This is a genomic window from Streptomyces luteogriseus, assembly GCF_014205055.1.
GTDB lineage: Bacteria > Actinomycetota > Actinomycetes > Streptomycetales > Streptomycetaceae > Streptomyces > Streptomyces luteogriseus.
Map to the genome: position 1 here is coordinate 777,221 of NZ_JACHMS010000001.1, position 23,274 is coordinate 800,494.

General features: G+C 73.0%; 23 protein-coding genes. 10 read left to right on the forward strand and 13 right to left on the reverse strand.

Annotation, left to right across the window (positions count from 1 at the left end):
• Nucleotides 1–74: 74 nt before the first annotated feature.
• Nucleotides 75–521 (reverse strand): hypothetical protein, encoded by a 447-nt coding sequence (locus tag BJ965_RS39075; protein WP_184907324.1) that lies wholly within the window; start codon nucleotides 519–521, stop codon nucleotides 75–77.
• A 22-nt stretch (nucleotides 522–543) separates the two neighbouring features.
• Between BJ965_RS39075 and BJ965_RS39840 the strand changes: the two genes are divergently transcribed.
• The 3 genes from BJ965_RS39840 (at nucleotide 544) to BJ965_RS03660 (ending at nucleotide 2,226) form a co-directional block, all read left to right on the forward strand.
• Nucleotides 544–675 (forward strand): hypothetical protein, encoded by a 132-nt coding sequence (locus tag BJ965_RS39840; protein WP_281402505.1) that lies wholly within the window; start codon nucleotides 544–546, stop codon nucleotides 673–675.
• A gap of 24 nt (nucleotides 676–699) precedes the next feature.
• Nucleotides 700–1,464, forward strand: a complete 765-nt coding sequence (locus BJ965_RS03655) for a bestrophin-like domain (protein ID WP_184907325.1) — start codon at nucleotides 700–702, stop codon at nucleotides 1,462–1,464.
• Between the two features lie 225 nt (nucleotides 1,465–1,689).
• Complete coding sequence (locus tag BJ965_RS03660) at nucleotides 1,690–2,226, forward strand: hypothetical protein (RefSeq protein ID WP_184907326.1); 537 nt, start codon at nucleotides 1,690–1,692, stop codon at nucleotides 2,224–2,226.
• A 119-nt stretch (nucleotides 2,227–2,345) separates the two neighbouring features.
• On the opposite strand, the gene BJ965_RS03665 is transcribed toward BJ965_RS03660, so the two are convergent.
• Nucleotides 2,346–2,867: a hypothetical protein gene (locus BJ965_RS03665; RefSeq protein ID WP_184907327.1), complete on the reverse strand. Its 522-nt coding sequence runs from the start codon at nucleotides 2,865–2,867 to the stop codon at nucleotides 2,346–2,348.
• A gap of 354 nt (nucleotides 2,868–3,221) precedes the next feature.
• Between BJ965_RS03665 and BJ965_RS03670 the strand changes: the two genes are divergently transcribed.
• A complete protein-coding gene (locus BJ965_RS03670; RefSeq protein WP_184907328.1) occupies nucleotides 3,222–3,890 on the forward strand; it encodes a class F sortase in 669 nt (222 codons plus the stop codon).
• A gap of 42 nt (nucleotides 3,891–3,932) precedes the next feature.
• Here BJ965_RS03670 and BJ965_RS03675 read toward each other — a convergent pair whose 3' ends face one another.
• Together BJ965_RS03675 and lysX are read right to left on the reverse strand one after the other, a co-directional pair.
• Entirely contained in the window at nucleotides 3,933–4,775 is an 843-nt protein-coding gene (locus tag BJ965_RS03675; RefSeq protein ID WP_184907329.1) for a polysaccharide deacetylase family protein, read from the reverse strand.
• Nucleotides 4,776–4,864: 89 nt separating this feature from the next.
• Nucleotides 4,865–8,155, reverse strand: coding sequence for a bifunctional lysylphosphatidylglycerol synthetase/lysine--tRNA ligase LysX (gene lysX, locus BJ965_RS03680; protein ID WP_184907330.1), 3,291 nt, complete (start codon nucleotides 8,153–8,155; stop codon nucleotides 4,865–4,867).
• Between the two features lie 144 nt (nucleotides 8,156–8,299).
• Here lysX and BJ965_RS03685 point away from each other — a divergent pair, with 144 nt between their 5' ends.
• Entirely contained in the window at nucleotides 8,300–8,761 is a 462-nt protein-coding gene (locus BJ965_RS03685) for a universal stress protein (protein ID WP_184907331.1), read from the forward strand.
• A gap of 61 nt (nucleotides 8,762–8,822) precedes the next feature.
• Here BJ965_RS03685 and BJ965_RS03690 read toward each other — a convergent pair whose 3' ends face one another.
• Complete coding sequence (locus tag BJ965_RS03690; RefSeq protein WP_184907332.1) at nucleotides 8,823–9,977, reverse strand: CapA family protein; 1,155 nt, start codon at nucleotides 9,975–9,977, stop codon at nucleotides 8,823–8,825.
• A gap of 222 nt (nucleotides 9,978–10,199) precedes the next feature.
• On the opposite strand from BJ965_RS03690, the gene BJ965_RS03695 reads away from it, so the two are divergent.
• The 4 genes from BJ965_RS03695 (at nucleotide 10,200) to BJ965_RS03710 (ending at nucleotide 13,265) form a co-directional block, all read left to right on the forward strand.
• A complete protein-coding gene (locus tag BJ965_RS03695; RefSeq protein WP_142156833.1) occupies nucleotides 10,200–10,745 on the forward strand; it encodes a sigma-70 family RNA polymerase sigma factor in 546 nt (181 codons plus the stop codon).
• A 153-nt stretch (nucleotides 10,746–10,898) separates the two neighbouring features.
• Complete coding sequence (locus BJ965_RS03700) at nucleotides 10,899–11,411, forward strand: hypothetical protein (RefSeq protein ID WP_184907333.1); 513 nt, start codon at nucleotides 10,899–10,901, stop codon at nucleotides 11,409–11,411.
• Between the two features lie 151 nt (nucleotides 11,412–11,562).
• Nucleotides 11,563–12,216: a zf-HC2 domain-containing protein gene (locus BJ965_RS03705; protein ID WP_184907334.1), complete on the forward strand. Its 654-nt coding sequence runs from the start codon at nucleotides 11,563–11,565 to the stop codon at nucleotides 12,214–12,216.
• A gap of 56 nt (nucleotides 12,217–12,272) precedes the next feature.
• Nucleotides 12,273–13,265: a PP2C family protein-serine/threonine phosphatase gene (locus BJ965_RS03710; protein ID WP_184907335.1), complete on the forward strand. Its 993-nt coding sequence runs from the start codon at nucleotides 12,273–12,275 to the stop codon at nucleotides 13,263–13,265.
• A gap of 12 nt (nucleotides 13,266–13,277) precedes the next feature.
• Here the strand turns inward: BJ965_RS03710 and BJ965_RS03715 are convergent, their stop codons facing one another.
• The 3 genes from BJ965_RS03715 to BJ965_RS03725 are packed head-to-tail and all read right to left on the reverse strand — an operon-like array spanning nucleotide 13,278 to nucleotide 17,474.
• Complete coding sequence (locus BJ965_RS03715) at nucleotides 13,278–14,141, reverse strand: Fpg/Nei family DNA glycosylase (protein WP_184907336.1); 864 nt, start codon at nucleotides 14,139–14,141, stop codon at nucleotides 13,278–13,280.
• Nucleotides 14,142–14,163: 22 nt separating this feature from the next.
• Nucleotides 14,164–16,251 (reverse strand): SpoIIE family protein phosphatase, encoded by a 2,088-nt coding sequence (locus BJ965_RS03720; RefSeq protein WP_184907337.1) that lies wholly within the window; start codon nucleotides 16,249–16,251, stop codon nucleotides 14,164–14,166.
• Between the two features lie 50 nt (nucleotides 16,252–16,301).
• Complete coding sequence (locus tag BJ965_RS03725; RefSeq protein WP_184907338.1) at nucleotides 16,302–17,474, reverse strand: DUF6777 domain-containing protein; 1,173 nt, start codon at nucleotides 17,472–17,474, stop codon at nucleotides 16,302–16,304.
• Nucleotides 17,475–17,617: 143 nt separating this feature from the next.
• Between BJ965_RS03725 and BJ965_RS03730 the strand changes: the two genes are divergently transcribed.
• Complete coding sequence (locus BJ965_RS03730) at nucleotides 17,618–19,039, forward strand: lipase maturation factor family protein (protein WP_184916721.1); 1,422 nt, start codon at nucleotides 17,618–17,620, stop codon at nucleotides 19,037–19,039.
• On the opposite strand, the gene BJ965_RS03735 is transcribed toward BJ965_RS03730, so the two are convergent.
• Genes BJ965_RS03735 through BJ965_RS03755 form a run of 5 tightly spaced genes read right to left on the reverse strand, consistent with a single transcriptional unit; the run spans nucleotide 19,027 to nucleotide 23,249 of the window.
• Nucleotides 19,027–19,860, reverse strand: a complete 834-nt coding sequence (locus BJ965_RS03735; protein WP_184907339.1) for an amidohydrolase family protein — start codon at nucleotides 19,858–19,860, stop codon at nucleotides 19,027–19,029. The two genes, BJ965_RS03730 and BJ965_RS03735, sit on opposite strands and share 13 nt — an antisense overlap.
• The gene (locus tag BJ965_RS03740) at nucleotides 19,857–20,174 is read right to left on the reverse strand and encodes an L-rhamnose mutarotase (RefSeq protein ID WP_184907340.1); all 318 of its coding nucleotides are present in this window, start codon (nucleotides 20,172–20,174) and stop codon (nucleotides 19,857–19,859) included. Before BJ965_RS03740 ends, BJ965_RS03735 begins: the two co-directional genes overlap by 4 nt.
• The gene (locus tag BJ965_RS03745; protein ID WP_184907341.1) at nucleotides 20,171–21,166 is read right to left on the reverse strand and encodes an aldo/keto reductase; all 996 of its coding nucleotides are present in this window, start codon (nucleotides 21,164–21,166) and stop codon (nucleotides 20,171–20,173) included. The genes BJ965_RS03740 and BJ965_RS03745 overlap by 4 nt, the downstream gene beginning before the upstream one ends.
• A complete protein-coding gene (locus tag BJ965_RS03750) occupies nucleotides 21,163–21,918 on the reverse strand; it encodes an SDR family NAD(P)-dependent oxidoreductase (protein ID WP_184907342.1) in 756 nt (251 codons plus the stop codon). The genes BJ965_RS03745 and BJ965_RS03750 overlap by 4 nt, the downstream gene beginning before the upstream one ends.
• Nucleotides 21,915–23,249, reverse strand: coding sequence for an L-fuconate dehydratase (locus BJ965_RS03755; RefSeq protein ID WP_184907343.1), 1,335 nt, complete (start codon nucleotides 23,247–23,249; stop codon nucleotides 21,915–21,917). The genes BJ965_RS03750 and BJ965_RS03755 overlap by 4 nt, the downstream gene beginning before the upstream one ends.
• Nucleotides 23,250–23,274: the final 25 nt, after the last annotated feature.

The following is a 23,274-nucleotide window of genomic DNA, read 5'->3' on the forward strand; positions in this document are numbered from 1 at the left end:
CAATCCCCTTGCGCCCGGGCCCGTGCAGGCGGCACAGGGCTCATGATCTTCGTCGTGCATGGACCCCTCTCGACTCAATCCGCCCTTGCGGCACGGGCCTTGGCGGCGGCGACGCTGACCTGGGCGCTCGTCGGCGCACCGGCCGGGGTCGCGGTGGCCGACGCCTGCGCGTACGCCTCCACGGGGCCGGACGGCGCGGAGGCGGTGGCGTACGCCGGAAGCAAGAAGACCTGGCCGTGCCCCACCCCCACGCCGAGCCCCTCCCCCACCCCGACTCCGACCGCGACCCCACCACCGAAGCCACCGCCGAAGCCGAAGCCTCCGCCGAAGCCGACGCCGGACCCGCCGCCCCCACCGAAGCCCCCGCCCCCCGAGCCGCCCCCCACGGCCAGGCCCGAGCCGCCGCCTCCACCGCCGCCCGCGCCACGCCCCGTACCGCCCACGCCCCGGCCGGCCCCCCGGCCCGTGCCGCCGGCACCCGCTCCCCCGGCGCCGGCACCGGCCCCGCCGGCCACTCCCACGCCGCGTCCGTCCGCAACGCCCGTGCACTACCCGCACTACCGCGCCACGCCGCCGCGACCACGGAGGGCGCAGGGCACGCTGTCGCCGCTCACCTTCGTCCTGCTCGTCACGGTGCCCGCGGTGGTGGCCGTCGCCGCGCTGCGCGCGCGCTGATCCCTGAAGCCCTGGAGGTACCTCTTGCCGGAATGGCTTGTTCTCACCCTCGCGATGCTGGCCGCCTGTGCCGTGGTGGTCATCATCACCTTCGTACGCCACCGCGCGGCGCCCGACGACGAGGACCCCAGTGAGACCCCGGACGTCATCGAGTACATGACGATGTGGATCGGCGTGGTCTACGCCATCGTCCTGGGCCTGGCCATCGCCGGGGTCTGGGAGGGTCGTAGCGCCGCGCAGGACCACGTTCAGGCCGAGGCGACCGCGCTGCACGAGATCTCGGAGCGGGTACGGGTCTATCCGGCCGAGGAACGCGACCGCATCCGGGACGACATCCGGACGTATGTCAGCCATGTCGTGACCACCGAGTGGGACACCATGGCCGACAAGGGCGAGGTCACCCCGCGCGGCGCCGAGCTCTTCGAGCAGATCCGCCAGGACGTCACCGACTACGAGCCGGCGTCGGACTTCGAGGCGCAGGCCTACCAGCCACTGCTGGACCAGGTGACCGCGGCGAACCAGGCCCGGATCGCCCGGGCGGAGTCGACCGGGGAGACCATGCCGGGGGTGGTGTGGTTCGGGCTGATCGCCGGGGCCGTCATCACCATCGGGATGATCTTCGCTCTGCAGATCCGCAGAACGACCCGCGAACTGGTCCTCGCCGGGCTGTTCTCGGCGCTGATCGCCTTCCTGCTGTTCCTGATCTGGGACTTCGACTCGCCCTACAGCAGGGGCGTGACCGCCTCGGCGGACCCGTTCCTGAACCTCTTCCCGGGCGTCGGGAACTGACGGCGCCGCACAGCACGGACACCGGCCGGGGGGCGCGCGACACACCGTCGCCGTCCCCCGGCCGCGTCAACGGTGTTCCCCCGGTCGGCCCACGCCCGTGCCCCATTCGCACTACTGCGATCGCGCCCGCACGCTCGTCTTCTTAGCGTTTCGGACATCGAGGTGCATTTGTGACGTGAGCGGAACAGGTCCGCGATTGCTCCTCGGGGACCCGGAGGATTCACCATGCGCGCGATAGGCCTCGCTTCGGCCGTACTGCTGGGCGCCGGCGCCCTCACCTCCTGCGTGCCCGCCGACGCGGCGACCGGGACCGACTTCGGCTTCAGCGTCATGCCCTCCACCGTGGCGGCGGGAGGCGAGGTCACGCTGCGGGTGGACCGCAACGAGGCGTGCCAGGGGGAGGCGGCGGTCAACTCACCGGTCTTCGACATGGTCACCATCCCGCCGGAGGAGTCCTGGGCGACGGCCGTCGTCGACTGGGACGCCGAGCCCGGTGCCGTGTACGACGTGGAGTTCGAGTGTGACGAGTCGAGCGGCACCGCCCGCCTGACGATCGCGGGCGGCCGTCCGACACACCACCCCACGCACCACCCCACCCATCACCCGACGCGCCACCCCCACAAGGGTGTGCACGCCGGTGAGGGCGGGACCCTCGGCGGGTTCGACCTCAAGGAGATCGGCCTCGGCGCCGCACTGATCGCCGGATCCCTCGGCGTCGCCTACCACTTCTCGCGCCGCCGCACCGACGAGGACGCCGGCTGACGGACACCACGGCCGCAGGCCTTCGCCCCGGCTCCCCCGAAGACCTGCGGAGGGGGAGCCGGGGCGAAGGCCGTTCACGTGCGAGGCGGTGACTCGTCGAAGGAACGCGGCGCGAGGCCTCAGATGCGCCGCTCGGCCCGGCGGCGCATCCAGAACACGCCGCCGCCGACGACGGCCGCGGCCACGAGACCCCCGCCGATGGCCACGTCGGTCGGGGTCGCCCCGGTGGTGGTGCTGCCCCCGAGACCGCCGCGGACACCGCCGATCACGGTGAAGGCCTGCGGCTTGGTCATCCTCCTGCCGCCGCAGTCGACCGTGATGTCGTACGACCCCGGACGGGCGTCGCTGTTGATGGTGGCGGTGCCCCGCGCGGTCCCGTTGCCGACGCCGCCCCGGTCGCCCTCGTTGCCCTTGCCGCCGCCTCCGACCGGCGAGAGCTGCGTCGGCGAGAACGCGTTGGACGTCGCGGTGCCGCCGCCCCGGCAGTTGTCGACCGTGATGGCCAGCTGGCCGCCGCGGGCGATCACGCTGGGCAGGGCGGTGATGTTGCTGGGCGTCTCCCACGCGACGGCCGCGGGGGCGGAGAGGCCGAGGGCGGCGACCGCTGCGCCGGCGACCGCCAGGGCACGAGTGTTACGCATGTGAACCTCCGCGGAAGACGCCCCGGGACCCGTCCCCGGTCGATCGGCGAGAAAGCGCCTCCCAGAAAGACAGTCAGTTGCCGTGCCGCGAGCCGCACTTCGGGAATGGTCCGTCCTGGTGAGAGGAGGCGGTGCGGCAGAACCGCGCAATCGGTTATCGCCGCAGGTCACGGACCGTCAGAAATTTCCTCGCGGCGGCAACTCGGATGGCGCACCTCCCGCCCCCGAGGCACCCCTTCCGTCCGGCGGGGGCCACCCGTTCGCCCCCGCCCCGTCGCCGGTTTCACAGGTGCCGCTTAGCGTTCGGATATGCGCGATTGACACGGCGACGGCCGCGTCGAGAGGGGATGGCGAATGTTGGCGTCCGAGCTGGCCCAGGCGGAAGAGGAGGCGCGGCCGAGGAAGCGCGCACCGTGGGGCGTGATAGCGCTGGTTCTGCTGACCGGCCTCGCCCTCATCCGGAACGGTTCGGGGGAGTTCGACGAGGGCCCCCCGCAGCCGGCGACGGCGGCCGCCGCGGACAGCCGGGTACCCGGGGGCACCTTCGCCGGGACCGTACGGCCGCTGCCCTACTCCCTCCCGGACCGGGTCAGGATCCCGGCGATCCAGGTCGACGCGCCGATCATCCCCGTGGGGCTGGACGCGGACGGCTGGGTCGGCGCACCACCGCCGGAGGACCCCAACCTGGCCGGCTGGTTCACCGGTGCCGTCACCCCCGGCGAGAAGGGCACCGCGGTCGTGGTCGGCCATGTCGACAACCAGCAGGGCCCCGCCGTGTTCTACGGGCTCGGAGCCCTGAAGAAGGGGCATCGCGTCGAGGTGGCCCGGCAGGACGGGAAGACCGCGATGTTCGAGATCTACGGCGTCGAGGTGTTCGAGAAGGACAACTTCCCCGGCGACCGTGTCTACGCGTCCAAGGGCGCGCCGGAACTGCGGGTCATCACCTGCGGCGGGGGTTTCACCAAGCAGGAAGGGTATGCGGGGAACGTCGTCGCCTTCGCCCGCCTGGTCGAGGTGCGCTGAGCGTTCCCGGCCGGGCGGGCGAGAGGCCCCGGGGGCGTCCCGTTACGCGTAGTGCCGCCGGGGCACGGTGACGTGGTAGCCGGAGTCCAGCAGTTCGGGCAGGTAGCGCCGCAGGGCCCGCACACTCTGCGAGCGGTCGCCCCCGGCGTCGTGCGAGAGCACCACGACGCCGGGGGCGGCACCGTGTTCGACCCGGTTCGCGATGGACCGGACTCCCGGGGTGGTCCAGTCGAGGGTGTCGACCGTCCATCCGAGCGGCTCCATGCCGAGCTCGGCACCGATCTGGAAGGCGGCGCGGTTCCAGGCGCCGTAGGGCGCGCGGAACCACTCGGGGCGCTCCCCGTAGGCGTCCTCGATGACGTTGCTGGTGCGTTCCATCTCGGAACGGATCCGGCGGCGGGTGAGACGGGTCAGCAGCGGGTGGGACCAGGTGTGGTTGCCGACGACATGGCCCTCGTCGGCCATCCGGGCCAGCAGCTTCCTGCCGCCGGCGACCATTTCGCCGCACACGAAGAACATCGCGCGCACGTCGTACTCGGCCAGGGTGTCGAGGATGTCCGGGGTGAAGCGGGGGTCGGGGCCGTCGTCGAAGGTCAGCACCATGGTCCGGCCGCGGCCGGACACCTTCAGTGGCGCCTCGCGGCGTACCAGGGTCCGGCGGGGCGCGGCGCGTGGCGGGCCGTAGCCGGTCACCGGCTGCAGCCGGTACGCGGAGGACCTGACGGGCCGGGCCTTGGGCCCCGCGGCCGGGGCGGACGCGGCGGGTCCGTCCCCGGTGACAGTCGTGATCACTCCGGCCGTCGCGGCCGCTCCCACGGCGCCGGCGCCCGCGATCAACGCCCGGCGCCGGGTGAGTAGCCGGGTGAGCAACTGATCCTTCTTCATGACTCATCAGTCGCCCGGCCGAAGGCCGACGCACGCGAGCGACACCGGTGTGGCGGCACACAGTCACCCGTTCGGCTCACGCAAGCGGGTCAGCGGCGGCGTACCAGGGGGAAGGGCAGCGTCTCCCGGATGGTCAGTCCGGTGAGGAACATGACCAGCCGGTCGACGCCGATGCCGAGGCCGCCGGTGGGCGGCATGGCGTATTCGAGGGCGTCGAGGAAGTCCTCGTCGAGTTCCATCGCCTCGGGATCGCCCCCCGCGGCCAGCAGCGACTGGGCGGTGAGGCGGCGGCGCTGCTCGACGGGGTCGGTGAGCTCCGAGTAGGCGGTGCCGAGTTCGGTGCCGAAGGCGACGAGGTCCCAGCGTTCGGCGAGGCGCGGGTCGGAGCGGTGCTGCCGGGTCAGCGGGGAGACGTCGGTCGGGAAGTCCTTGTAGAAGGTGGGCAGCTGGGTCTTCTCCTCGACGAGCCGCTCGTACATCTCCAGGACGACGTCGCCGTGCCCGTCGTCGGCGGTGTACGGCACACCGACGCGGTCGCAGAGCCGGAGCAGCTCCGGCAGTTCGGTGCCGGGGTGGATCTCCTCGCCGACGGCCTCGCCGATGGCGCCGTAGACGGTCTTGACGGGCCACTGCCCGGAGATGTCGTACTCCTCACCGTCCTTGTGGGCGACGGGCTTGCCGAAGGCGGCGGTGGCGGCACCCTGGACCAGTTCGCGGACGAGGTCGAGCATCACGTCGTAGTCGGCGTACGCCTGGTAGGCCTCCAGGATGGTGAACTCGGGGTTGTGCTTGTAGTCCGTGCCCTCGTTGCGGAAGGTGCGGCCCATCTCGAAGACCTTCTCCATACCGCCCACGCACAACCGCTTGAGGTAGAGCTCGGGGGCGATGCGCAAGTAGAGGTCGAGGTCGTAGGCGTTGATGTGGGTGGTGAAGGGGCGGGCGTTGGCGCCGCCGTGGATCTGCTGGAGCACCGGCGTCTCGACCTCCAGGTAGCCGCGTGCCAGCAGGCCCTGACGCACGGCCTGAACGGCGGTGGAGCGGGCGCGGACCACCTCGCGGGCATCGGAGCTCGCGACGAGGTCGAGGTAGCGGCGGCGGACCTTGGCCTCCGGGTCGGCCAGGCCCCGGCGCTTGTCGGGCAGCGGGCGAAGGCACTTGCCGGTGAGCTGCCAGGAGGTGACGAACACGGTCGGCTCGCCCTTGTCGCTGACGCCCGCCTGGCCGGTGACGTTGATGTGGTCGCCGATGTCGGTGTCGGCGGTGAAGCGGTCCAGGGCGGGGCCGGAGCGGTCGCGGGTGAGGGCGATCTGGTGGTCGCCGGACCAGTCGCGCAGGACGGCGAAGACGATGCCGCCGAAGTCGCGGACCAGCATGATCCGGCCGGCGACGGTGACCTGCTCGCCCGGCCGGACCTCGGCGAGGGTGTGGGTGCGGGCCGGGATGCCCACCGGGTAGGGGTCGGTGCCGTCGGCGCGCAGCCGGTCGAGCTTGTGGTGCCGGACGCGGACCTGGTCGGACAGGCCGGAGAGGGGGTCGGCGGGCTCGGTCCCGTCCCCTCCGGCGAGGCCGAGCGCCGCCAACGACGGCAGCCCCTCCGTGGTGGCGGGCCGCTGCCCGCCCTTCGGGTGCCCCTTTCCCTTTCCCCACAACGTGCGCATCGACGGTACGGAGACGAAGCCTTCGGCGATGCCGGAGGCGAGACCGACCCGGGCGAGGGAGGCGGCCTCCGCGTAGCAGAGGAAACGGGGGTACCACTCGGGGCGGTACTTGGCGTTGGAGCGGTACAGGGCCTCCAGTTGCCACCACTTGGAGAAGAACAGCAGCAGGCGGCGCCAGAGGCGGAGCACCGGGCCCGCGCCGATGCGGGCGCCCTCCTCGAACACGGAGCGGAACACGGCGAAGTTCAGCGAGACCTTGCGCACGCCGAGTTTCGGGGCGGCGGCGCACAGTTCGGCGACCATGAACTCCATGACGCCGTTGGGGGCGGTGCGGTCACGGCGCATCAGGTCCAGGGAGACGCCGTCCTTGCCCCAGGGCACGAAGGACTGGATGGCGAGGAGCCGGCCGTCCTGGTCGAGGGCCTCGGCGAGGAGGCAGTCGCCGTCGGCCGGGTCGCCGAGGCGGTCCAGAGCCATGGAGAAGCCGCGTTCGGTCTCGGTGTCGCGCCAGGCGTCGGCGCGTGCGACGAGCTGCCGCATCTCGTCCTCGGAGAGGGTGGAGTGACGGCGGACGCGGCAGGTGACGCCGGAGCGGCGGACCCGGTTCACGGCCTGGCGGGTGACGCGCATGTCGCGGCCGTCGAGGTCGAAGTCGAGGACGTGCAGGATCGCCTCGTCGCCGAGCTGGAGCGCGCCGAGCCCGGCGCGGACGTAGGCCCGGGCGCCCTCCTCGGAGGCGCCCATCACGGCCGGGACCCAGGCGTAGCGGCGGGCCACGTCCTGCCAGGCGGCGATCGCGTGCGGCCAGGCCTCCCGGTCGCCCACCGGGTCCCCGCTGGCCAGGCACACCCCGGCCTCGACGCGGTAGGTGACGGCGGCCTTGCCGCTGGGTGAGAAGACGGCGGCCTTGTCGCGGCGGGTGGCGAAGTAGCCGAGGGAGTCCTGGTCGCCGTAGCGGCCGAGGAGGGCGCGGATGCGGGCCTCCTCGTCGTCGTGCAGGGCGGCCTCCAGGCGCTGGGAGCGGAAGAGGGTGGCGGCGGCGTTCAGCAGGGCGAGCGCGCCGAACAGGCCGAGCAGGAAGTACAGCGCGTGCGGCGGGCGGCCGTCGAAGCTGCCGGCGGGCACCAGGCCGCCGCAGACCCGGTTCGCGGCCCAGGCCAGGCGTTCGCTGCTCGGCAGACTGCCCGGGAACGCCGCGACCAGGGCCCAGCCGGCGAGGATCGCCACGACCAGGCCCACCACCAGGACGGCCAGGGCCCGGCGTACGGCGGCGCGGCGGGAGGCGGCGTAGAACTCCTTGCGGGCGTAGATCAGCAGGACGAGGGCGAGGCCGCACACCACGAAGGAGGGGACGGACTCGGCGAACTCGCCGACGGCCATGCCGAGGATGTCGGTGAGGACCAGCAGCCCCAGGTAGACGACGACCAGCCACCAGGCGATCTTCTTGCGGGCGCCGGTCGCGGCGGCGAGCAGGAACAGGAAGACCGCGTAGGCGAGGTTGGCGCTGACCGGGACGAGCAGCAGGTCCAGGAAACGGACGAGGGGGCGCAGCCCGGTGCGCAGCGGGGGGATCAGCGCCAGCAGGGCGCAGAGCAGTCCGAGGGCCCCGAAGAAGACGGCGAAGCCCTGCGGTACCCGGCTCAGGAAGCCGTGCGCCCGGCGGGGCGGCCGTATCGGTCCTGAGGTGTCCTCGGCCGTCCCGGTGTCCGCGATGACGCTCATGCTTTCGACTCTAGGAACACCCGCGCCTCCTCGCCCGTCGAGCGCTCCCGCACCGCGGGGCCCAGGCGTCCCGTCCGCAACCGGGTGCGCGGACTCCGCCTCCCGCCCGGCGGGCGGACCGGGAGGTTCCGATAGCCTCGCGGCGTGACGGAACAGCACTCCCATCGGTTCGAGCGGGGCACGGACGGTCCGAAGGTGATCGTGGTCGGGGTGGACGGCTCCGATTCCTCCCTGCGCGCCGCGGCCTACGCCGCCGGCCTGGCCCGGCGGCAGCACGCGCTGCTCGCCGTGGTGTACGTGCAGCCGGTGCTGGCGGCGGGCGCCGCGCTGGGGGTGCCGGTGGCCGGGACGACGGACGAGATCGCCGAGGATCTGGTGGCGCAGATCCGGGACGCGGCCGAGCGGCTCAAGGGGATATTCGAGGTCCGCTGGGAGTTCCACACGTTCCGGGGTGACCCGTACAACGGCCTGGTGACGGCGGCCGACGAACTGAAGGCCGACGCGGTGGTCGTGGGCGCCTCGGAGCAGGCGGGCCACCGCATCGTCGGCTCGGTGGCGGTCCGCCTGGTGAAGGCGGGGCGGTGGCCGGTGACGGTGGTGCCGTAGGGGACCTCGCGATGTTCGGCCGCCATCGGCGGGAACCCGGCGATGGCGGCCGAAGCAGGTGCTACTCCCCCATGACCAGTCCGTCCCCGACCGCGCCGCGGCTCAGCACGATGTCGCGGATGCGGTCGCGGACGGCCCGGACGTCGGCGCCCTGGGCGAGCGCCCGGTTGAGGTTCACGACCCGGCCGGCGTCGACGTCGAACAGCTGGGGGACGAACTCCGCCTTCGTCACCTCCCAGCGCCCGCCCGGCCGTGCGGGCTGGGCGAAGGTGAAGCGGCCGAGGGTGGACTGGTTGCCGCGGGGGTCCTTGGCGCCCTCGTGGTTGGTCATCTCGCCGGCGATCTGGTCACCCATGCCGTAGATGACCCAGGTGCCGTTGACCTTCTCGTAGGCCTGCGGGACGTGTGCGTGGGTGCCGAGGATCAGGTCGATGTCGGGGCGGTCCGCGGTGCGCGCGGCGGTGAGGTTCCGGGCCAGGGTCAGCTGCCGGTCGTCGGGGGCGTCCTGCCACTCGGTGCCCCAGTGCAGGGAGACCACGACCACGTCGGCGCCCGCCCGGCGTGCGGCCCGGGCGTCCTCGACGATCCTGGCCTCGTCGATGAGGTTGACGGCCCAGGGCTGCCCCTCCGGGAAGGGGAGGCCGTTGGTGTCGTAGGTGTAGGCGAGGTGGGCGACCTTCGCCGGGCCCGCTCGGAGGACCGTCGCCGTGCGTGCCTCTTCCTCGGTGCGTGCCGAGCCGGCGTGCCGGACGCCCTCGCGGTCGAGGGCGTCGAGGGTGCGGCGGATGCCGTCGGCGCCGTCGTCCAGGGTGTGGTTGGAGGCGGTGGAGCAGCCGTCGTAGCCGGTGACGGCGAGGGCTCGGGCCACCTCGGGCGGGGATTTGAAGGTGGGGTAGCCGGTGTAGGCGCCGTCCGCGCCGTAGACCGTCTCCATGTGGCACAGGGAGATGTCGGCGCGGGAGACGACGGAGCGGATTCCGGCGAGCATCGGCCGGAAGTCGTAGCCGGTGCCGCCGGCGTCGAAGCGGGCCCGGTCGATGATCGTGCTGTGCGGGAGGACGTCACCGGAGGCGACCAGTGTGAAGCCGCGGGGCCCGGCGGCGGCCGGCGCCGGGCGTCCGGGGCCGGGCTTGTCGTGTCCGCGGGCCTGGCAGGCGGCGCCTGCGGCGAGGACGACGGTCAGGGCCAGGGCGATCTGTCGACTGCGTGCGAGCATGCATTCACCCCACTGTGGGCGTTGTGGTCGTATTTACGCACAATCAGGAAAGAAGGCACACGGCGCCCCACGCGGCTCCGACACGCTCATCAGACCGTCCGGCACCCACATGGCCGGGCGCCCTGACCGTTCGTCGAACCGTTCGTCGACGCGATCGACCGTCCGCCGCACAGCCGGGTACGTGCCCTGTGCCCGGGCCGCGCCCTGCGGTGGCATACGGCCATGACGGCCGGATCCACTCTCACGAACGGAACGACCGCCGAGCACGAGCTCGCCGCACTGCAGCGGGAGCACGGCCGGCCCCTCTTCGCGCTGCTGCTGCGACTCTGCGACGGCGACCGGCAACGCGCGGAGGACTTGGCCCAGGAGACGCTGGTGCGCGCCTGGCAGCATCCCGAGGCCCTGCGCGCCGACGACTTCGACTCCGTGCGGCCCTGGCTGATGACGGTCGCGCGGCGCCTCGCGATCGACGCCCGGCGGGCCCGCCAGGCGCGTCCGGCCGAGGTCGGCGACGCGGTGCTGGAGAACGCGCGGGTCATCTCCGACCACGCCGAACGGGCCGCGGCGATGCTCGACGTCCGCGAGGCTGTGAAGACACTCACTCCGCAGCACCGTGAAGTCCTGGTGCTCGTGTACTTCCAGGGGGCGAGTGTGGCGGAAGCCGCGGCGGCCCTCGGCATCCCGCCCGGTACCGTGAAGTCCCGCGCGTACTACGCGCTGCGCGCCCTGCGCAGGGTGCTACCGGGATACGCCGCCGACCTGCGATGAAACCGATCGGTGGGTCAAGCCTCCGTAAAGCGCCTTGCCGATGACCCCGGTTGAGTAATCGGCTGTTCTCATCCGTGTTCCGGAGGGGGCCGTCAGCGTCCCCCGGGGCCCGGTGTCGGGCGACGCGCACGGACCGGAGGAAGGCAGGAAGGGATGCTGGACAGAGAGCAGGGGAGCACGGACGGTGCCGACGGTGAACTGACCGTCCCCATGGCGTGGTTGTACGCCGAGTACATCGCCGACGAGCTGCTGCGGACCGGCGATCTGATGCCGCCGACGTCGTTCGAGTTCCGCGCCGGGCGCGATGCCCTGGCGCTGACCATCTTCCTGTCCGACACCGACGGGGAGCTGTCCGGCATCCGGGTCATCACCCAGCTGGAGACCTGGCTGTCGCTGACCGCGTACGACCAGCCGTGGCAGGAGTGGGTGCGTGAGCGGCTGGCCGAGCTCGCCGTCGGCGCCGCGCGGTCGGGCCGGCCCGCGCCGGACCTGGGCCTCGCGGAGGAGGCCTGGCGCTGGCTGCAGGAGACGGAGCTGCTCGCGCCCGATCTGAACGCGGTGCCTGGGGGCGCTCCGGTGGTCGGGGAGGACGAGGGGCCGAAGGTCTGGACGCCCGCGTGGCAGCTCGGACTGCCGCTGGGACACCTCGCGATCCATCTTTTTTAGATTTCCGCGGCCCCGGACCAATCCGGGGGCCGGAGGGCTCCGAATCCTTTGGTTGCGATTGTGTCACCGGCTTGAGTGATTCCGCTGCCTGGTCCGTACCGGTGGGAGCAAGGAGTAACCCCACCCGCACCCAACGGCACGAGGATTCGGCATGAGGTCCCTGGAGAGGCATCGCGACGTCGCGGCCTACGCGCTCGGCGTGCTGGACGAGGCGGAGGCCTTCCGCTTCGAGGACCACCTCATGGAGTGCCCTCGGTGCGCTGCAGAGGTGACGGAATTCGGCGTGACCACACGGCAGTTGATGCTGTACCGGCGGGCGACGCCACGGTTCGTGCACCCGATGGCCCAGCCCGGTCCGCGCATGCTGGACGGGCTGCTGGCCGAGGTGGCGACCCGGCGCCGGACCGGGCGCAGGCGCCTGCTGTTCGCCCTGGCCGCCTCGGTGGTCTTCGCCGCGTCGGTCCCCGGCATCGCGATGATGGCCGAGGGCAGCGCCGAGGAGTCCCGGACAGTCGCGGCGACCGATGTGCGCACGGGAGTGTGGGCACAGGTCACCACCGAGGACGAGGCCTCGGGCAGCCAGGTCGAGCTGAAGGTGAAGGACGCCTCGGGTCCGCGCCCCTGCCACCTGGTGATCGTCGGACACGACGGCACCGAGGAGACCGCGACCAGCTGGCACGGGCCCGGCCACGACGACCACCCCCACACGATGATGGCCAGCTCCTCCATGCATCCGGAGGACATCGCCCGCTACGAGATCCGCTCGGCGTCCGGCGAGGTCCTGTGGAGACTCCAGCCGAGCTGACCATCCGTCCGCCCTCGTCACCGGGCACGGCCCGCGCCCCGGTGTGAGGCTGCCGGGTGACGCACCCGGACAGCGCGCGAGGGGGAGACGAAGGGGCGACGGCGGAGACCGGCGACAGTCGTCTGGAGGAGTTCCTCGGCGACCCGGAGACCGCTGCACTCGACCTGACCTCCGCGGCGGCCCGCTGCACCAGAGCCCTGGGTATCCCGCACTCCGTGGTCTACCCGACCGACATCCGGCAGCGCCGGCTCGTACCGCTCACCGGCATCACCGCGTCCCTCCGCGTCGAAGACTCGCTCGCGGGCTGGGCCTACCGCACCGAGTCGCTGCGCGTGACGGACTCCGAGAGGGGCGGCATGACCGCCTGGCTACCCCTGGTGGACGGCGCGGAACGCCTCGGCGTCCTCGCCGTGCACGTGCCCGCACCGACGCCGGCCGTCCTGCGCAGCGCCCGGGCCCTCGCCACGCTGATCGCCATGATGCGGCTGCCCGCCGAGACGCTGCGGGCCTTCCTGCCGCCCCGCACGATCGGCACCGCCCACGTCGTGTCCACGACCGTACTGGAACCGGCCTACGAGATCGGCGGGGACGCCTTCGACCACGCGCTGACCGAGACGACCCCGCACGCCACGGTCCTCGACGCCGGATCCGGCCTCGGGAGTGCTGCGGTGGACCAACTGCGGTCTCCCGCCCCGCTCGTGATCCGCGACCGGCAGCTGCTCGGCGACGCCATGCTGCGCCAGCCGGATCCTCCGATGGGCCTGCCGTCCCTGCTCGCCGGCCGGAGGCGGCCGGTGCACGAGATCGCGCCGAAGCCCGGCGACCGGGTGCTGATGTACACCGACGGGGTGACCGAGGCGCGGGCCGAGAGCGGCGGGCAGTTCGGCCCCGAACAGTTCGCCGGCTACATCATCCGGGCGACGGCCACCGGCGAGCCGGCGTCCGAGACACTGCGGCGCCTCATCCACCCCACCCTCGACTCCTCCCCCGACCGGCCGCGGGACGACGCGACGATCCTCATGCTCGAGTGGTCGCCGCCGTCCGGGTGAGGTCCGACCGGGTCACTTCAGCAGCCGGGACATCCTGCGGTCCGCGAGCGGCTTGCCGCCCGTCTGGCAGGTCGGGCAGTACTGGAGCGAGGAGTCGGCGAAGGACACCTCGCGGATGGTGTCGCCGCACACCGGGCAGGCCTCGCCGGTGCGGCCGTGGACGCGCAGTCCGCTCTTCTTCTCGGCCTTAAGCCGCCCGGCCGCCACGCCCCGGGAGCGTTCGACCGCTTCGGTGAGCGTGTCGCGCAGGGCCGCGTACAGCCGCCCGGTCTCCTCCTCGCTCAGGGACGCGGCCAGCTTGAAGGGCGACATCTTCGCCGCGTGCAGAATCTCGTCGCTGTAGGCGTTGCCCACACCCGCGATGAGGCTCTGGTCCCGCAACGCGCCCTTGAGCTGCCTCCGTTCGCCGGCCAGGAGCTCCGCGAGGCGCCGCTCGTCGAAGTCGCCGGCGAGCGGGTCCGGACCGAGCCGCGCCACGCCCGGGACCTCCTGCGGGTCGGTCACGACGTACACCGCGAGCCGCTTCTGCGTACCCGCCTCGGTCAGGTCGAACCCGGCGCCGGTCTCCAGGGCCACGCGCAGCGCGAGGGGGCCCTTGCCGGGGCGGGGCGGCCCGTCGGGCAGGCGGTCCTTCCAGTGCAGCCAGCCCGCGCGCGCCAGGTGTGTCACGAGGTGCGGTCCGTCCGCGGTCCGGACGTCGAGGAACTTGCCGTAGCGGCGTACGGCGGTGACCTCCCGGCCCTCCAGCGCGGACAGGGGCGGTTCGTACGTCTTCAGGACGCTGATCGCGAGGGGCAGCACCCGCACGATCTCATGGCCGACGAGGTGCTCGGTCAGGAAGTCCTTGAGCGCCTCGACCTCGGGGAGTTCCGGCATGAGTCCAGAGTGCCACGCCGGGTCAGCCGGGGCCGGGCACCACGAACTCGCACCACACGGCCTTGCCGCCGCCCCGGGCCTCCACGCCCCATACGTCGGTGAGCAGCTCGACCAGGAGAAGGCCGCGCCCGGAGACCCCCGACTCGCCCGCCTCACGGCGGCGCGGCAGCGCGCTGGAGGAGTCCTCGACCTCGACGCGCAGCCGTCGCTCGGAACCGGTGAAGGCCCGCAGGGTGACGACGGCGGAGCCCTCGGTGTGCATCAGGGCATTGGTGATCAGCTCGTCGGCGACCAGTTCGATCTCGTCGGCGCGCTCGCCCGCTCCCCAGCCGGCGACCGCGGTGCGGATCATGTGCCGGGCGTCGGAGAGGGCCCCGGGGTCGCCGGGCGCCACGCGCCGCTGGAGCCGGCGGCCGGACTGCGGGTGCTCGGGGCCGCGCCGGCGCAGCAGGAGCAGCGCCACGTCGTCGTCCCCACCGCGCTCGGCGGCCACGTCGATGAGCCGCTCGGCGAGGTCCCGTACGTCGTCGGGGCCGGTGGCGACGAGTGCGCTCAGGGTGCGCATGCCGTCGTCGAGGTCGGCGCCGGGCTGCTCCACCAGACCGTCGGTGCACAGCAGCAGGGTGTCGCCGGGGTCGAGCTCTATGGTGCCCACGGGGTATTCGAGGCGGCCGAACTCGGCCGACAGGCCGAGCGGCAGCCCACCGGGGACGGTGACGCGGCGGCAGGAGCCGTCCGTGTGGCGCACCAGCGGATCGATGTGGCCGGCCCGGACCATCTGGAGCACGCCCGTGGACAGGTCGGCCTCCGCGTAGAGGCAGGTCGCGGAGCGGTCGGTGTCGAGTTCGTGCAGGAAGACGGAGGCGCGGGCCATGACGGTGGCCGGGGGGTGCCCCTCGGCGGCGTAGGCGCGCAGCACGATGCGCAACTGGCCCATGACGGCGGCGGCGTGCGTGTCGTGGCCCTGGACGTCGCCGATGACGGCGCCGACCCGGCCGCCGGGCAGCGGGATCAGGTCGTACCAGTCGCCGCCGATGTCCCGGCCGACGGAGCCGCCGATGGTGGCGGCGCGGTAGCGGACGGCGACGTCGGCGCCGGGCACGCTCGGGATGGTCCGGGGCAGCATGGCCTGCTGCAGGCCCTGCGCGAGGTCCATCTCCTGCTCGTAGAACATGGCACGCTGCAGGCTCTGCGCGATGCTGCTGCCCAGGGCGACGAGGATGTTGCGCTCCTCCGACGTGAAGCCGTACCGGTCGCTGTAGAGCAGGCCCATCGCGCCGATCGGCCGGGCCTGGACGATGAGCGGCAGATAGGCGGCCGAGGTGATGTCGAGGTCGATGATGTGCGGCCACAGGAGCGGGTAGCGCTCGGCGAACTCCTGCGGTGACTCGATGAAGCACGGGCCGAGGGTCCGTACGGCCTCGCTCATCGGGTAGGGCTCGTCGATGCGGGTGACGCGGGTGCCGGGCACGAAGCTGTCCGCCGGGCCCTCGGCGACCAGGCGGATGCGGCCGGCCTCGACCAGGCCCATGACGAGGCTGGTGGCGCCGAGGTGGACGAGGCCGTGGGTGTCCTTGAGGACGTCGATGACGTCCTGGACGGTGCGGGCGTGGGCGAGGGCGGCCGTGGTCAGTTCGACGACGCTGGTCTGCTCGCGGCGGGCCTCGTCCCGGGCGGCCTGGTCGAGGCGGGCGTCGCTCTCGCCGAGTTCCCGGGTGGCGTCCCGGATGATGCCGATGATGCGGCGGGGCCGTCCGGTGTCGTCGCGCCGGATGTAGCCCTGGGTGTGGGTCCAGCGCAGGGAGCCGTCCCGGCGGCGGATGCGGAAGTAGGCGCCGTAGTTCTCGCTGCCGTCCTTCAGCGCCCGGGAGACCGCGGTGTCCAGGCGCCGGGACTCGTCGGGCGGGACGCGCTTGGCGAGGGTCTCGGGGTGGTCGTCGTACTCGTCGGGGCGCACGTCGAAGACTTCGTGGGCCTGGGCGTCCATCTGCATCAGGCCGGTGTCCAGATCCCAGTCGAAGCTGCCCATCCGGTTGAGTGCGAGGATCGGGTCCGGGTGGGCGGGCCAGTCGTCCGGAAGGGACAGGGCGCTCGCTCCCCGATCAGCCATGGGCCCACCTTGCCAGGATTCGTCCGATTCTTCGACTGGATGTGCTGAGTTTACGAGCCGCGCCGCCGGTTCGGCTCTCGGTTGCCGAAGATGCCTGTGGGGCTGCCGGGGATGCGTGCGGCGGCCCGGTCGTCGGGAATCAGCCCGGCTCCGTCGGGCGGATCGGGGTGGTCCGGAACGGCCTCGGGGCCGATCTCGTCGGGGCCGCCGGGGTCCTCCGGGGCGGCCGGCGGGTCGGGGCGCGGGGCGGTCCCGCCGGACGGCGGAAGGGGCGTTTCCGCGTCCGGGAGACTCACCTCGGCCGGAGTGTCCCCGGGGGAGGCGCCGCCCGGGTCGGCATCCGGCTCCGTGGACGGCTCCGCTTCCGGCGGGACATGGGGCTGCGACGGCGACGGTGCCGGCCGGGACGGGTCCGGGGGGTCCGTCACCCGGGCGGGAGGCGGCAGGGCCCGGTCGTGGCGCACGTCGTGACCGGTGAGGCGTTCGATCCAGGTCCGGGTGGCGAGGTCGATGATCGTGAAGCCGATGACGGCCTGCGGGGCCGGGGTCACGGCGATCACCCGGCCGGGCCGGTAGCCGGGCCAGGCAGTGCCCCTGGTGACAACGGTGCCGCGGGACGCCTCCGGCGGCCCGAGCGGGTTGCCGCAGGCGCACCGGACACGCGGCAGGCCCCGGTCGTCGACGAGGACGGCGGTGCCGGCCTGGAGGACGGACTGGTAGCGGGTGATCCGCCCGGCCCGTAGGCCGTGGCCGGTGACACGGGTGTCGGCGCGCAGCACGACCGGGGTCAGTGCGCGCACGTGGTCGGGGAGCGCCGCCGGGGAGATGCCCGCGGCCTCGGCGAAGGCGCGGCCCCGGGCGGGGTCGCGGGTGAGGTGGCCGATCTGCCGGCCGATGTCACAGCTGCCGACCCCCTCGGTGCCGCCGTACAGGCCGGGTGTTCCGCCGGAGAGGATGCGTGGCCCTTCGGCGTCGGAGGCCCGGTCGGTGCGGTGTGGCGTTCGCGGGGCCGGGGACGGGGTAGCCGCCGTGAGGGCCGTGGAGTCGGTGAAGGGGTCGGGCCCCGGGGCCGCGGCAGGCTGGAGGAGGAGTTCTCGGACGGTGCCGGCGTCGTCGTGGCGGGCGGTGTCGCGGTGCCGGGTGGTGTGGCCGCCGCAGCCCGGGAGGAGGAGCACCGCGGAGAGCACACAGGCCAGGACGACGGTCCCGGTGGGTGTCCGCACCTCGTCCTCCCGCTCACCTCGGCCCGTTCGAGGCCGTTCGTCACTATTGTTTGCTTCGGCCACCGTGGTCACGCAACCAGAGTGACGAAACACGGAGCGTGACGACCGGGCCGGGCGCCGCGCTGGAAGGAGGACCGCACGCCGTGGACTGGTTCGGTACGTCCGACTACTGGCTGACCCGGCTGGTCTTTCAGCGGGCGCTGGCCGCCGTCTACCTGGTGGCGTTCCTGACGGCCGTGCTCCAGTTCCGTCCGCTGATCGGGCGGCGCGGCCTGCTGCCGGTGCCGCGGTTCGTGGAGCGGGTGCCGTTCGAGCGGGCACCGAGCGTGTTCCAGTGGCACTACTCGGACCGCTTCTTCGCGCTCTGCGCCTGGGCGGGCTGCGCGGTGTCGGCGGCGCTGCTGGCGGGGCTCGACTCGCTGCTGCCGTTGTGGGGCGGCATGCTGCTGTGGCTGGTGCCGTGGGTGCTGTACCTGTCGATCGTCAACGTCGGGCAGACCTGGTACTCGTTCGGCTGGGAGTCGCTGCTGCTGGAGGTCGGGTTCCTCGCCGTGTTCCTCGGCAACGACGAGGTGGCGCCGCCGGTCGTCGTGCTGTTCCTGCTGCGGTGGATCCTGTTCCGTGTCGAGTTCGGCGCGGGGCTGATCAAGATGCGCGGGGACGCCTGCTGGCGCGAGCTCACCTGCCTGGACCACCACCACGAGACGCAGCCGATGCCGGGCCCGCTGAGCTGGTTCTTCCACCATCTGCCGGGGCCCCTGCACCGCGTCGAGGTGGCCGCGAACCACGTCACCCAGCTCGTGGTGCCGTTCCTGCTGTTCACCCCGCAGCCCGTCGCGACGGCCGCCGCGTCGCTGATGATCGTCACCCAGGTGTGGCTGGTGCTGTCGGGCAACTTCTCCTGGCTGAACTGGATCACCATCGTGCTGGCGCTGTCCGCGGTGCGGTTCCCGGCCGATCCGCCGGACGTGCCGGGTGCCCCGCTCTGGTATGTCGTGGTGGTGCTCGCGGTGGCCGTTTCGCTCCTGGGTCTCAGCTACCGTCCGGTCCGCAACATGCTCTCCCGCCGTCAGGTCATGAACCGCTCCTTCGACCCGCTTCACCTGGTCAACACCTACGGGGCGTTCGGCAGCGTGAGCCGGGTGCGGTACGAGGTGGTGGTGGAGGGCACCGCGGACGACGTGCCGCGCGCGGACTCGGGCTGGCTGGAGTACGAGTTCAAGGGCAAGCCGGGCGATCCGCGGCGCTGGCCGCGCCAGTTCGCGCCCTACCATCTGCGGCTGGACTGGCTGATGTGGTTCGCGGCCCTCTCCCCCGCCTACGCCGACCCCTGGTTCGGGACGCTGGTGGAGCGGCTGCTGGAGAACGACCGGGCCACCCTGAAGCTGCTGCGCCGTTCCCCGTTCCCGCCGGACGCGCCCCCTCGGTTCGTGCGCGCACGCCTGTTCCGGTACCGCTACACGACGTGGCGCGAGCTGCGGGAGACGGGCGCGTGCTGGGAGCGGACGTACGTGCGGGACTTCCTGCCGCCGACGCGGCTGGCGGGGCAGGTTCAGAGGCCGTAGACGCGGGTGGCGGTGGTCTCGAGGATCTGCGGGTGGTCGTGCGGGTCGGTCAGCCGGCGGGTGAGGTCCAGGGTGTCGCCGTAGGCCGCGCCCAGGGTGGACACCGGCCAGTCCGAGCCGTACATCAGCCGGCCGGGCCCGAAGGCCTCCAGGGCCACGTCGGCGTACGGGCGCAGGTCCTCGACGGCCCAGGAGGCGGGGTCGGCCTCGGTGACCATGCCGGACAGTTTGGCGACCGTGTTGGGCAGGGCGGCCAGGGCGCGCAGGCCGGTCGCCCAGGGTTCGAGGGCGCCGGCGGCGACGGGCGGTTTGCCCAGGTGGTCGAGGACGAAGGTGAGGCCGGGCAGGGCGGCGGCGGCCCGGGCGCAGGCGGGCAGTTGGTGCGGGAGCACCACCAGGTCGTAGACCAGCCCGGCGTCGGCGACGGCGGTCAGTCCGCGGTGCACGTCCGGGCGCAGCAGCCACTCGGGGTCGGGTTCTCCCTGGACCTGGTGGCGGATGCCCTTGAGGTACCGGCCGCCGGGGAGCGCGCGCAGCCGGGCGAGTTCGTCGGCGATGTCGGGGCGGGTGAGGTCGGTCCAGCCGACGACGCCCGCGATCAGGTCGTGCTCGCAGGCCAGGGCGAGGAATTCGGGGGTCTCCTCGGGCACGGTGACCGTCTGGACGAGCACCGTGCGCGCCACTCCGGCGGCCCTCGCCTCGGAGGCGAGGTCCTTCATGGTGAAGTCGCGCCGGAGCGGGGCGAGTTCGGGGCCGGTGATCCAGTCCTGGTCCCGTACGGACAGGTCCCACACGTGGTGGTGGGCGTCGACCACGGTCATGCCGGCAGCTCCCAGACGACGGGCAGGCCGGCGTCCGCGCCGTCGCCGGAGTAGTCGTGCACGACGTCCAGGAGTTCGGCCATGCGGGCCTGCCAGGCGACGTTGACCGGCAGCTTCTCCAGTGCGGCGAGGAGCCTCGCGTAGTCCTCGCAGTCCAGGACGTGGAAGAGGTCCGTTCCGCTGCGCCAGATCGTCCAAGAGGTGGCACCCGCGGCCCGGATGGCGTCGGTGAGTTCCTCCGGCACCTCGCGGTGGGCCGCCTCGTACGCGGCGATGCGGTCGGCGCGGACCTGGGTGTGCAGGGCGACTCTCATGACGACTCCTTCGGCGTCTCGGCGGGGACGGGCGCGTCGGCGGGCAGCAGGCCCTCGGCGTGCAGGTCCTGCCAGAACGCGGCGGGCACCCGGGCGGCGAACTGGTGGGCGCAGTCGCGCACTTCGTGGGCCGAGCGGGCGCCGACGAGGACGCTGGCGACGGCCGGGTGGGCGGCGCAGAAGGCCAGGGCGGCGGCGCGCAGTGTGGTGCCGTGCCGGTCGGCGACGGACTTCAGGCGCAGGGCGCGCTCGACCAGCGCCGAGGGGGCGACGGTGTAGTTGTACCTCGCCCCGGGCTCGGGGTTGGCCAGCAGGCCGGAGTTGAAGGCGCCGCCGATGACGACGGACGTGCCGCGTTCGTGGGCCGCGGGCAGCAGGCCGGTGAGGGCGCTCTGGTCGAGCAGGGTGTAGCGGCCGGCGCACAGGACCACGTCGACGTCGGTGTCGCGGACGAAGCGGGTGAGCATCCCGGCCTGGTTCATGCCGGCGCCGATCGCGCCGACGACGCCCTCGGAGCGGAGCTTCTCCAGCGCCGGGTAGCCCTCGCGGAAGGCGTCTTCGGCGTGCTCGTCGGGGTCGTGGAGGTAGACGACGTCGACCCGGTCGAGGCCCAGGCGTTCCAGGCTGGACTCCAGGGTGCGGCGGATGCCGTCGGCGCTGAAGTCCCACACGCGGCGGTGGGTCGCGGGCACGGCGAAACCGCCCGCCAGGTCGTCGCCGCCGCCGTCCGAGGGTTCGAGGCGGCGCCCGACCTTGGTGGAGAGGGTGTACCGGTCGCGGGGGTGGTCGCTCAGGGCGGCGCCCAGGCGGCGTTCGGACAGGCCGAGGCCGTAGTGCGGGGCGGTGTCGAAGTAGCGGATGCCCCGCTGCCAGGCGGCCTCCACGGCGTCGTGCGCCTGGGCCTCGCCGACCTCGGTGTACAGGTTGCCGATGGCGGCGGCGCCGAAGGACAGGGCGCTGACCTCGACGCCGCTGCCGCCGAGCCGGTTCACCGGGCCACCGGGCGCAGCCGCAGGCCCTGCATGCCGCCGTCGACGGCTAGGGCGGTGCCGGTGGTGGCGCCGGACAGGGGGCTCGCCAGGTAGGCGATGGCGCCGGCGACCTCGGCCGCGGAGACCAGGCGGCCGGTGGGCTGGCGGGCCTGAAGGGCGGCCCGTTCGGCGGCCGGGTCGGGCGCGGCGTCGAGGAGGCGGCCGACCCACGGGGTGTCGACCGTGCCCGGGTTGACGCAGTTGACGCGGATGCCCTCGCGGACGTGGTCGGCGGCCATGGCGAGGGTGAGGGAGTACACCGCGCCCTTGGTGGCGCTGTACAGGGCGCGCTGCGGCAGGCCCGCGGTGGCGGCGATCGAGCAGGTGTTGACGATCGCGGCGTGCGCGGAGGCCCGCAGATGGGGCAGGCAGGCCCGGGTGGTGCGGACCATGCCGAGCACGTTGACGTCGTAGACGCGGTGCCATTCGTCGTCGGGGTTGTCCTCGACGGTGCCCTGGGCGCCGATGCCGGCGTTGTTGACCAGCACGTCGAGTCCGCCGAGGCCGGTGACCGCGGCGGCGACGGCCTCGCGCACGGACGCGTCGTCGGTGACGTCGGCGCGGTGGCCGCACAGTGGCTTCTCGACCGATGACGGGTCCAGGTCAAGGACGGCGACCTGCGCCCCGCGCTCGGCGAGGAGCTCGGCGGTGGCCCGGCCGATGCCGGAGGCGCCGCCCGTCACCAGGGCCCTCAGACCCTCGAAGTCGCTCATTCAGCCTGCTCCTTTTGGAGGTCGGCGGCCCAGAACGCGCCGCCCGGGTAGGTGTACCGCGCCAGCGACTCGGGCCGCATGGCCGCCGAGAAGCCCGGCGCGGTGGGTGCCGTGTACCGGCCTTCGCGGATCACCACCGGGTCGAGGAAGTGGTCGTGCAGATGGTCGACGTACTCGATGACGCGGTCCTCGGTGGTGCCGGTGAGGGCCACGTAGTCGAACATCGACAGGTGCTGGACGAGTTCGCACAGGCCGACGCCGCCCGCGTGCGGGCAGACCGGCACACCGAACTTGGCGGCGAGCAGCAGGATCGCGAGGTTCTCGGGGACGCCGCCGACGCGGGCCGCGTCGATCTGGACGATGTCGAGCGCGCCGGCCTGGAGGAGCTGTTTGAAGACGATCCGGTTCTGCACGTGTTCGCCGGAAGCGACCTTCACGGGGGCGACGGCCCGGCGGATCGCCGCGTGGCCGAGGATGTCGTCGGGGCTGGTGGGTTCCTCGATCCAGTACGGGTCGAACTCGGCGAGGGCCTTGGTCCAGCGGATCGCCTCGTCGACGTCCCAGCGCTGGTTGGCGTCGACGGCCATGCGCACATCGGGGCCGATGACCGAACGCGCCACGCGGCAGCGGCGGATGTCGTCGTCGAGGTCGGCGCCGACCTTGAGCTTGATCTGCCGGAAGCCGTCGGCGACGGCCTCGGCCGCGAGCCGGGTGAGTTTCTCGTCGTCGTAGCCGAGCCAGCCGGGCGAGGTGGTGTAGGCGGGGTAGCCGGACTCCAGCAGGCGGGCCGTGCGTTCCCCGGCGCCCGGCCGGCCCCGGCGCAGGAGGGTCAGGGCCTCCTCGGGGGTGAGGGCGTCGGTGAGGTAGCGGAAGTCGACCTGGCGCACGATCCATTCGGGGTCGGCCTCGGCCAGCAGCCGCCACAGCGGCAGGCCGGCGCGTTTGGCGGCCAGGTCCCACACCGCGTTGACGACGGCGCCGATCGCCATGTGCATCACGCCCTTCTCGGGTCCGAGCCAGCGCAGCTGGCTGTCGCCGATCAGGTCGCGGTTCAGGGTGGAGGGGTCGGCGCACAGCGCGTCGAGGTCCCGGCCGACCAGGTGCCCGCTCAGTGCCTCGATCGCGGCGACCTGCACCTCGTTGCCCCGCCCGATGGTGAAGGCGAATCCGTGCCCCTCGTGCCCGTCGGCCGCGTCCGTGCGCAGGACGACGTAGGCCGCCGAGTAGTCGGGGTCGGGGTTCATCGCGTCGGAGCCGTCGAGCTCGCGCGAGGTGGGGAAGCGGATGTCGTGGGTGTCGACCGCGGTGATGCGGGCGGGCGTCGGGGACACGGAGGGCCTTTCGGGTCGGGTGCGG

Bases quoted from the DNA above. Each gene is read 5' to 3' on its own strand.
- BJ965_RS03660 (WP_184907326.1), top strand. From the start codon at position 1,690: ATGCGCGCGATAGGCCTCGCTTCGGCCGTACTGCTGGGCGCCGGCGCC.
- BJ965_RS03665 (WP_184907327.1), bottom strand. From the start codon at position 2,867: ATGCGTAACACTCGTGCCCTGGCGGTCGCCGGCGCAGCGGTCGCCGCC.
- BJ965_RS03670 (WP_184907328.1), top strand. From the start codon at position 3,222: ATGTTGGCGTCCGAGCTGGCCCAGGCGGAAGAGGAGGCGCGGCCGAGG.
- BJ965_RS03675 (WP_184907329.1), bottom strand. From the start codon at position 4,775: ATGAAGAAGGATCAGTTGCTCACCCGGCTACTCACCCGGCGCCGGGCG.
- lysX (WP_184907330.1), bottom strand. From the start codon at position 8,155: ATGAGCGTCATCGCGGACACCGGGACGGCCGAGGACACCTCAGGACCG.
- BJ965_RS03690 (WP_184907332.1), bottom strand. From the start codon at position 9,977: ATGCTCGCACGCAGTCGACAGATCGCCCTGGCCCTGACCGTCGTCCTC.
- BJ965_RS03695 (WP_142156833.1), top strand. From the start codon at position 10,200: ATGACGGCCGGATCCACTCTCACGAACGGAACGACCGCCGAGCACGAG.
- BJ965_RS03700 (WP_184907333.1), top strand. From the start codon at position 10,899: ATGCTGGACAGAGAGCAGGGGAGCACGGACGGTGCCGACGGTGAACTG.
- BJ965_RS03705 (WP_184907334.1), top strand. From the start codon at position 11,563: ATGAGGTCCCTGGAGAGGCATCGCGACGTCGCGGCCTACGCGCTCGGC.
- BJ965_RS03715 (WP_184907336.1), bottom strand. From the start codon at position 14,141: ATGCCGGAACTCCCCGAGGTCGAGGCGCTCAAGGACTTCCTGACCGAG.
- BJ965_RS03720 (WP_184907337.1), bottom strand. From the start codon at position 16,251: ATGGCTGATCGGGGAGCGAGCGCCCTGTCCCTTCCGGACGACTGGCCC.
- BJ965_RS03735 (WP_184907339.1), bottom strand. From the start codon at position 19,860: ATGACCGTGGTCGACGCCCACCACCACGTGTGGGACCTGTCCGTACGG.
- BJ965_RS03740 (WP_184907340.1), bottom strand. From the start codon at position 20,174: ATGAGAGTCGCCCTGCACACCCAGGTCCGCGCCGACCGCATCGCCGCG.
- BJ965_RS03750 (WP_184907342.1), bottom strand. From the start codon at position 21,918: ATGAGCGACTTCGAGGGTCTGAGGGCCCTGGTGACGGGCGGCGCCTCC.